We start from the raw sequence: 6,258 nt of genomic DNA, 5'->3' as shown, positions 1-6,258 counted from the left end.
GTTGGCTCGGCGGCAAGCCATGTCACCGTACCGGCGGGGAAGCCGACCCACGTGCCGATCGGCGATCCGGTATGTTTGCGACACCTATTGCAGTGGCAATGACAGAGCCACAAAGGCTCGGCATTGGTTTTGTAGCGCACGTTGCCACATAAACAGCCTCCAGTGAGCGACATCCCGGTTCCTCCAGCCAAGTGCGCGCTTGTTCCTGCACGCATGCGCCAGACTCGCACGAGCACTCGCAAAGCGGAATCCCAAATCGGACTCTTATGTTAGGCGGTATCCACTAGCATTGAGGCAGCGGCCTCCTACTAAAATCGTGAAGCGCGCCCATTGGGGGCGAAGCTTACGCGCATGCGTAAAGAAAGGAACCTACCCGGCGGTCATTTTGGCAATGAGGCCATTTAGCGAAGCAATGTCCTTTACCGCGACCACGTCCAAGTCATCACGGCATTCTTCCATGCTCATCAGGCGGAATTTTCCATCCTGCCCTATCGATGAATAGCTGGCGACCAGCGTGTCGCGATATTGTGCCAGGAAGCCAATCGCTTGATCGATCAGTTCTTGTTTCATTGGGGCACTCCATCGAGATAGAACCGCTAGAAGTGCCTAACGTTCCTCTCCACCTTGCAGCCTTCTGATTTGCGGCGTCCGTCTGGACTGGCGCCGCTCCTGGTGACTTCGGGTGGCCGGTGAACGTGAGGTTCCGGTTCTCGATTTTGCCAAGGAGAATTTGCGTTGTCCCGCCTGTCGCCACGGCGCGACACCAAGTTTTGGGCGCCAAGGGCATCCAACGGGCGATGGCGTTACCTCAGTGTGCGCCGACAAAAAGAAATGCCCGCCATAGAACGGCGGGCCTCTGTTAAATCGGACGTCGGGAATTGGCAGCCTTATTGGCCAGTAAGAAAGATCGCTTCCTCGTCGTCCCGCTGCCTGCCCCCTAATGCGGCTGCTACACTGGCGATAAAGGCACCGACGACCAACGATAATGCACCGAGCAGGGCAAAAGTCGCGCTGGCCTTCCTGGCGGTGTCGGCAGCTTGCTGAGCCTTGACCTTCGCGTCCTTCACTTTGGCGATCATGGTATCGACCCGCGCCTTGGCATCGGCTTGCGAAAGCCCGGTGCGAGCGGCCACAAGTTGCGCGAGATAGGCGCTGTCGTCGGCCATGAATTCGCCCCCGTTCGCCGCGCTGGCGAGCAGGATGCGCGAAGCCTGCGCCGTTGCCGCCGCATCGCTATCGGTATTGGCGGCGGCAAGCTTGGTTGGGTCGGCAGGGCGAAACAGCGCATCCACGTAATAGGACGTGCTGTCGAATGCTCCACCATCCTTGGTCGCGGCGCCAGCCGAAGCGCCTGTCGCGGCCCCTGCGGCTACGGTCGAAACGGCCTGCACTCCAGTACTCAGTGCCGCGGAAAGCGCGGAACCGAGGACGCCCGCAACAAGAAGAGTAGCAAGCGCCCACGCCAGGAAACCGTGGGCCGTGTCGCGGAAGTAAGTTTCATCGGTATGAACCCCGACCCATTTGGTGCGGAGTCGACCGGTGAGATAGCCACCCACGCCTGATGAAAGCCATTGCACAATCACCAGCCAGACGGCGGTGGTCACCGCAAAGGTCGTGGCCGATGCGCCGGCGCCGGACCAGGGCGAGACCATGCTGAGACCAAGCCCGGAGCCCAGCAACATTAGGATGAATGTAAGCGTCGAAGCCGCGAATGCGCCCGCAACGATCGGCCCCCAGCTCACGGCTGAAGATGAGGATTCTGTTGGTGCAGAGTCCTCGGAAGTCACAAGTGTTGCCTGCATGTCAGCCCCCTACCGCGCAAACAGCATGATGAGAATGATGATCGGAATTGGGATACCGAGCAGCCAGAGCAAGATACCGCGACCCATGGAAACCTCCTGTTTGTTAGTAGTGACTGACTAACAATGTGGCGGGAGGGGTTCTGTTCCGTTGGCTCCGAAGCTGGCCTCCCAAGAGCCTGACCCGTCAGCTTTGTTCCGCAGCGAACGCAACGTTTGCGGCAACAGATTTGTGGAGACCGCTGCAACCAGATTTCAAACCGTGCATTTCAGTGGATGCTAAACGATCCAACCATGTGCTGTTTGTGCTGCGGAGCCCGCAATCACGGCTACGAGAATTGTCCGCGGTCGAGGCTAGGCAGACGGCCGCGGCCAGAGACGTCCACAGCTGCCGATCCGGTTGAGGGGAAACTGGATGATTTCAGGCGCCGGCAGCGAGGTTCCTGGTGAACCGGTTCCTCTTTCTCATCGCCGATTTTTTGGCGCGCCCTCCTGGGTTTTATTTCGTTTTGGCGGCCATGGTCCTTTGCACGTTGCTTGTCCCGTTCGGGCTGACGAACATCGTGACCTATGGCTTATCGGTCGCCGCAATCATCATAACCGGCGTAGTTCTGATCCAAGGCTATCGCGACACCTCGGCCATCCACGCCAAGCTCGATGAGATCATTGTTGCGCTTGAAGAGACCAGAAACGACGTCGTTGGCCTGGAACACGGCCAACCGCACGAAATCGACGAGAAGCTCGCTGAGATTGAGGCTGAGGCGAAGGCAGGCTAGCGGATTTGTCTGGTGCGCTGAAGGCAAGCGCTATCCTGCGTTTTCTCAGTGACCGTCCCTGGCTGACTAGCTAGGACCACTCCGAGAGAATAGTGTCCATCTCCACGGTCTCGACCTGCTGCGCAAACCGTTGATGATAGACCGTCAGGAGCGCGTCATGAGTGGCATCCGAAGTGCTGCACAGCGCGTCCGTCACCAGCACCACCCGGTAGCCGAAGTCGATCGCCCCCAGCACCGTCGCCAGCACACAGACGTCGGTCTCGCCGCCGGTGATCACCAGCGTGTCAATGCCATGCTGCGAGAGAAAACTCCTGAGCCCGCTCTCGAACCAGGGTGAATAGATGTGCTTGTCGATAACAGTTGCCGGAGGAGAATGCTGCATCAGAGAAGGCAGGAGTTGAATCATCTCCGGTTCGAGTTCCGACAAGGTCATCGAAGCCCACCGCTCATAATAGCGCTTCCACGTCCCCACCCCCTGACCCGGCCTCTGGGCAGGCAGGAAGCGGGTAAAAACGGTTTGCGCGGCGCGCCTTTCGACTAGCGCTTCTATCAAAGGAAGGACCCGGGCTATCCACGGCGTAGCCCAAGGCGACGGCTCTGCGAACAGACGCTGCATATCGACACAGAGATGGATGCAGCTGTCGCCCAGCGGGCCGTAGGTCAATCCATGCGCTGACATCAGGACCTCATCGATCCGGTCCCTTACCCGCGTCCACGGCTGAAATCGGGGACCACGCTGAGCTTGCCTTGCATGCGTTTAATCCGGTGAAGCGTTCCGATTTACCGACAACTATGGCAGGCCCACAGATCTCGACGTCGAAATATCACGAAGGTCTGCGCGTCCGCCGAAGAAGTTAGCGGGTTGAGGTCTCGCTTCCATCGTCCGCTGCTCTATTCGGGCACGTGCGGCGTATGTCGCTTGTCCTCAGCCGGGTCGGCATCGATGCGCGCCTTATCAGGATCGAATGCGCCGTGCTTGGCGATGGCCAAAGCGGCTGTTTCAGGCGTCTCATAGGCCCACATGAAATCATCCGCCGATGCGCCGACGGCATGAACGCGCCAGTAGCTGGCCGTGCCCCATGGGGAGTCTGTGGTTGTGTTCGTCTTCTCGAAGAGTTCGAAATAGATATCCTCGAACGGGATGTAGAAGACCGGATCTCGCCCATCTTCATGGAGCAACTTCGCCCGCCTGCTGGACGCGACGATGGCGTCTGAAAACCAGACCGTTAGCGTGCCGTCAAAGGGCACGATGGCAAGGGTGGCGGGAGGAGGTGCGGAACTTGCGGCAGAGGTTTGCATTCTCGTACTCCTTGACTGCAGGTTTCTCGGAAACGTCGAGCAGCGACGGCAGTTCCGGCTGGGGGCGCAATTGGCGCAAACCTTTTCGAAAGGATTGTCGGATGATCGACACTTGACCGGAAATAACTCCGGTAGATGGAGGGTATCGTGCCACCGCGTCGGCGGCCTCCCTTCAAACCTTCTTCCATTTTTGTAGAAGCGGGCCTTTGCTCCCATAGACGGGATCCTTGCCTGGACGGTCAACCTGGGGGATCGTCAGCAGCGCGCCTTTATGCTGCTCGGCAGTCGTGCATTCGTCATATGTGCCGAAGGGTGGATATGCGCCGACGACCAGAAAGTCGCTGGATGCGGTAATGCATTGGTGACCTGTGCCGGCCGGAAGAACCGTGACGTCGCCGGCCTTCAGGGAAAGCGTTCGCCCCTTGTTTCCGCCAAAGCGGACCTTGGCCGTCCCGCGTGCGACGCCGAGCACCTCGTGTATCCGCGAATGATAGTGAATGTATTCGTAGATGCCATTGCGCCAGCTATCACCCCAGCCATTTGCGTTAAAAAGCCCTTCCATCACGGCCGCGGAATCGAATGCTTCGGGCAGTTTCACGGCGCCTCGGTAGACGACAAGCGACCAAAACGGATGGTTGGGCACCAACCCATCGCCTTTGAAGTGGAACTCATCCGGTTTTCGCAGCCTTACAAGATCGATGACCTCTTGCCTCCCTGGTCTTGCGACACCGGTGACCTCCTCGACAGCTTTCTTCACACTCTGCAGGAAGCTCATGACGCAGCCTTTGTGTCGTGCCAGATATTCAAACTTATCTCAAAGCTTCACCGCCGGTTCTCTTGCCCAGAGCCGTAGCTTCCGACAGGATTGCACGAAGGCGTCTACTCCCTCGGCCCCGTCGAGCGGTATCAGCCCCTCGTCCGCATCAACTGAAACGCCGGCTTTGACGAAGAGCGGGAAGGCCGAAGGCACAAACGCTATGAACTTGAGATGCGCGAAAGCGTCCGCGACGAAATCTCGCGCTGCCGCCTCTTGAGTGAGCCGGTCCGCTCCCTCTTCCGACAGCAGGACAGCCACGGCATCGAACAGGACTGAGGGTCCTCCGTCGATCATGTGCCGGGCCTCGATCCAGCTTCCATCTGCGGCCTCGACGCCACCGACCTTTGGGGCAACCACCTCCATCGTTGCGCCTTCTGTCTCGATCGCAGATTGCAGCTTCTTCAGCAGCGCTGCATCGGTGCCCTCGCTGACCAGCACGCCGACCTTGCGCCCCTCGAAGCTATCCGGTCCATTCTCGATGATGCTGAGCGCTGGCGACGGTTCGAGATCGCCTCTTGGCGCGACAGCAGCATCCGCCGGATACGGCAATTTCTTGATGCCGAGCTTGTCCGCGACGGTGACAGCCAAACCTTCATCGATGTTGAGGAGATGCGCGACCATCCGCTCGCGGATGACCGGGGTCTCCACCTTGCTCAACTCGAAGGTCAATGCCATAGCGATATGGCGCTGCTCGGGCGGCGTCTGGCTGTTGAAGAATTGGCGCGCCTGGCTGTAGTGGTCGGCAAAGCTTTCCGCGCGCAGCCGGACCTTCTGTCCGTCCTCAGCATCAGCGAACGACCGAAACCCGCGCTGCGGCGACTCCCTTGGACCTTCGCCGAACGAATTCGGCTGGTAGTTGGCCCGGCCGACCGGGTTGCGCATAGCCATATGACCATCCTGCTGGAAATGGTGGAACGGGCACTTCGGCGCATTGATCGGGATATGCGTGAAGTTGGGTCCGCCCAGCCGCTTCAGCTGGGTGTCGAGGTAGGAAAAATTCCTTCCCTGGAGAAGCGGGTCATTGGAAAAGTCGACGCCGGGCGGAACATTCTGCGTCATGAACGCCACCTGCTCGGTTTCGGCAAAGAAATTGTCCGGCATGCGATCGAGAACGAGGCGACCAACCGGGATTGGCTCGAGGACCTCCTCCGGTATGATCTTGGTAGGGTCCAAAACGTCGAAGGCGAAGCTGTCGGCGAATTCCTGGTCGAAGAGCTGAACCCGCATCTCCCATTCCGGGAAATTGCCGGACTGGATGGCCTGCCATAGATCGCGGCGATGAAAGTCTGGATCGGCCCCGTTGATCTTGACCGCCTCGTTCCAGACGACTGAGGCCGAGCTTCGGCTTCCAGTGGAACTTGACGAAGGTCGACTCGTCCTTGGCGTTCAGGAAGCGGAAAGTGTGCACGCCAAAACCTTCCATGAAGCGGAAGGAGCGCGGGATTGCCCGGTCCGACATCACCCACATGATCATGTGCATGGACTCGGGCGTCAGCGAAATGAAATCCCAGAAATTGTCATGCGCCGATTGCGCCTGCGGGAAGGCACGATCGGGCTCCTCCTTCAC

The 6,258-nt window shown here is 59.1% G+C and carries 7 protein-coding genes and 1 pseudogene; 1 reads left to right on the top strand and 7 read right to left on the bottom strand.

The genetic code is table 11. The features are described 5' to 3' along the window. The 3 genes from AC04SI_RS32875 to AC04SI_RS32865 all read right to left on the bottom strand — a co-directional run. On the bottom strand, positions 1–173 hold a 173-nt coding region (locus AC04SI_RS32875; protein WP_488475686.1), incomplete at its 3' end, for a GFA family protein. Between the two features lie 196 nt (positions 174–369). Then, positions 370–570 carry a hypothetical protein gene (locus AC04SI_RS32870; protein ID WP_192177440.1) on the bottom strand — a complete coding sequence of 67 codons (201 nt, stop codon included), beginning with the start codon at positions 568–570 and terminating at the stop codon, positions 370–372. Between the two features lie 317 nt (positions 571–887). After that, on the bottom strand, positions 888–1,802 hold the full coding sequence (locus AC04SI_RS32865) for a hypothetical protein (RefSeq protein ID WP_488475685.1): 915 nt from the start codon (positions 1,800–1,802) through the stop codon (positions 888–890). Positions 1,803–2,245: 443 nt separating this feature from the next. Between AC04SI_RS32865 and AC04SI_RS32860 the strand changes: the two genes are divergently transcribed. After that, complete coding sequence (locus AC04SI_RS32860; RefSeq protein WP_192177438.1) at positions 2,246–2,575, top strand: low affinity iron permease family protein; 330 nt, start codon at positions 2,246–2,248, stop codon at positions 2,573–2,575. A 70-nt stretch (positions 2,576–2,645) separates the two neighbouring features. On the opposite strand, the gene AC04SI_RS32855 is transcribed toward AC04SI_RS32860, so the two are convergent. The 4 genes and pseudogenes from AC04SI_RS32855 to katE all read right to left on the bottom strand — a co-directional run. Then, entirely contained in the window at positions 2,646–3,254 is a 609-nt protein-coding gene (locus tag AC04SI_RS32855) for a cysteine hydrolase family protein (protein ID WP_192177437.1), read from the bottom strand. 212 nt (positions 3,255–3,466) lie between these two features. Next, positions 3,467–3,874, bottom strand: a complete 408-nt coding sequence (locus AC04SI_RS32850) for a DUF427 domain-containing protein (protein ID WP_192177436.1) — start codon at positions 3,872–3,874, stop codon at positions 3,467–3,469. A gap of 172 nt (positions 3,875–4,046) precedes the next feature. After that, entirely contained in the window at positions 4,047–4,649 is a 603-nt protein-coding gene (locus AC04SI_RS32845) for a cupin domain-containing protein (protein ID WP_488475684.1), read from the bottom strand. Between the two features lie 39 nt (positions 4,650–4,688). Next, positions 4,689–6,258: pseudogene (gene katE / locus AC04SI_RS32840) on the bottom strand (catalase); the annotation flags it as partial.

The sequence above is a fragment of the Mesorhizobium sp. CNPSo 4689 genome, assembly GCF_057784325.1.
This window is presented reverse-complemented; position numbering and strand designations above follow the sequence as displayed.

Bases quoted from the DNA above. Each gene is read 5' to 3' on its own strand.
- AC04SI_RS32870 (WP_192177440.1), bottom strand. From the start codon at position 570: ATGAAACAAGAACTGATCGATCAAGCGATTGGCTTCCTGGCACAATAT.
- AC04SI_RS32865 (WP_488475685.1), bottom strand. From the start codon at position 1,802: ATGCAGGCAACACTTGTGACTTCCGAGGACTCTGCACCAACAGAATCC.
- AC04SI_RS32855 (WP_192177437.1), bottom strand. From the start codon at position 3,254: ATGTCAGCGCATGGATTGACCTACGGCCCGCTGGGCGACAGCTGCATC.
- AC04SI_RS32850 (WP_192177436.1), bottom strand. From the start codon at position 3,874: ATGCAAACCTCTGCCGCAAGTTCCGCACCTCCTCCCGCCACCCTTGCC.
- AC04SI_RS32845 (WP_488475684.1), bottom strand. From the start codon at position 4,649: ATGAGCTTCCTGCAGAGTGTGAAGAAAGCTGTCGAGGAGGTCACCGGT.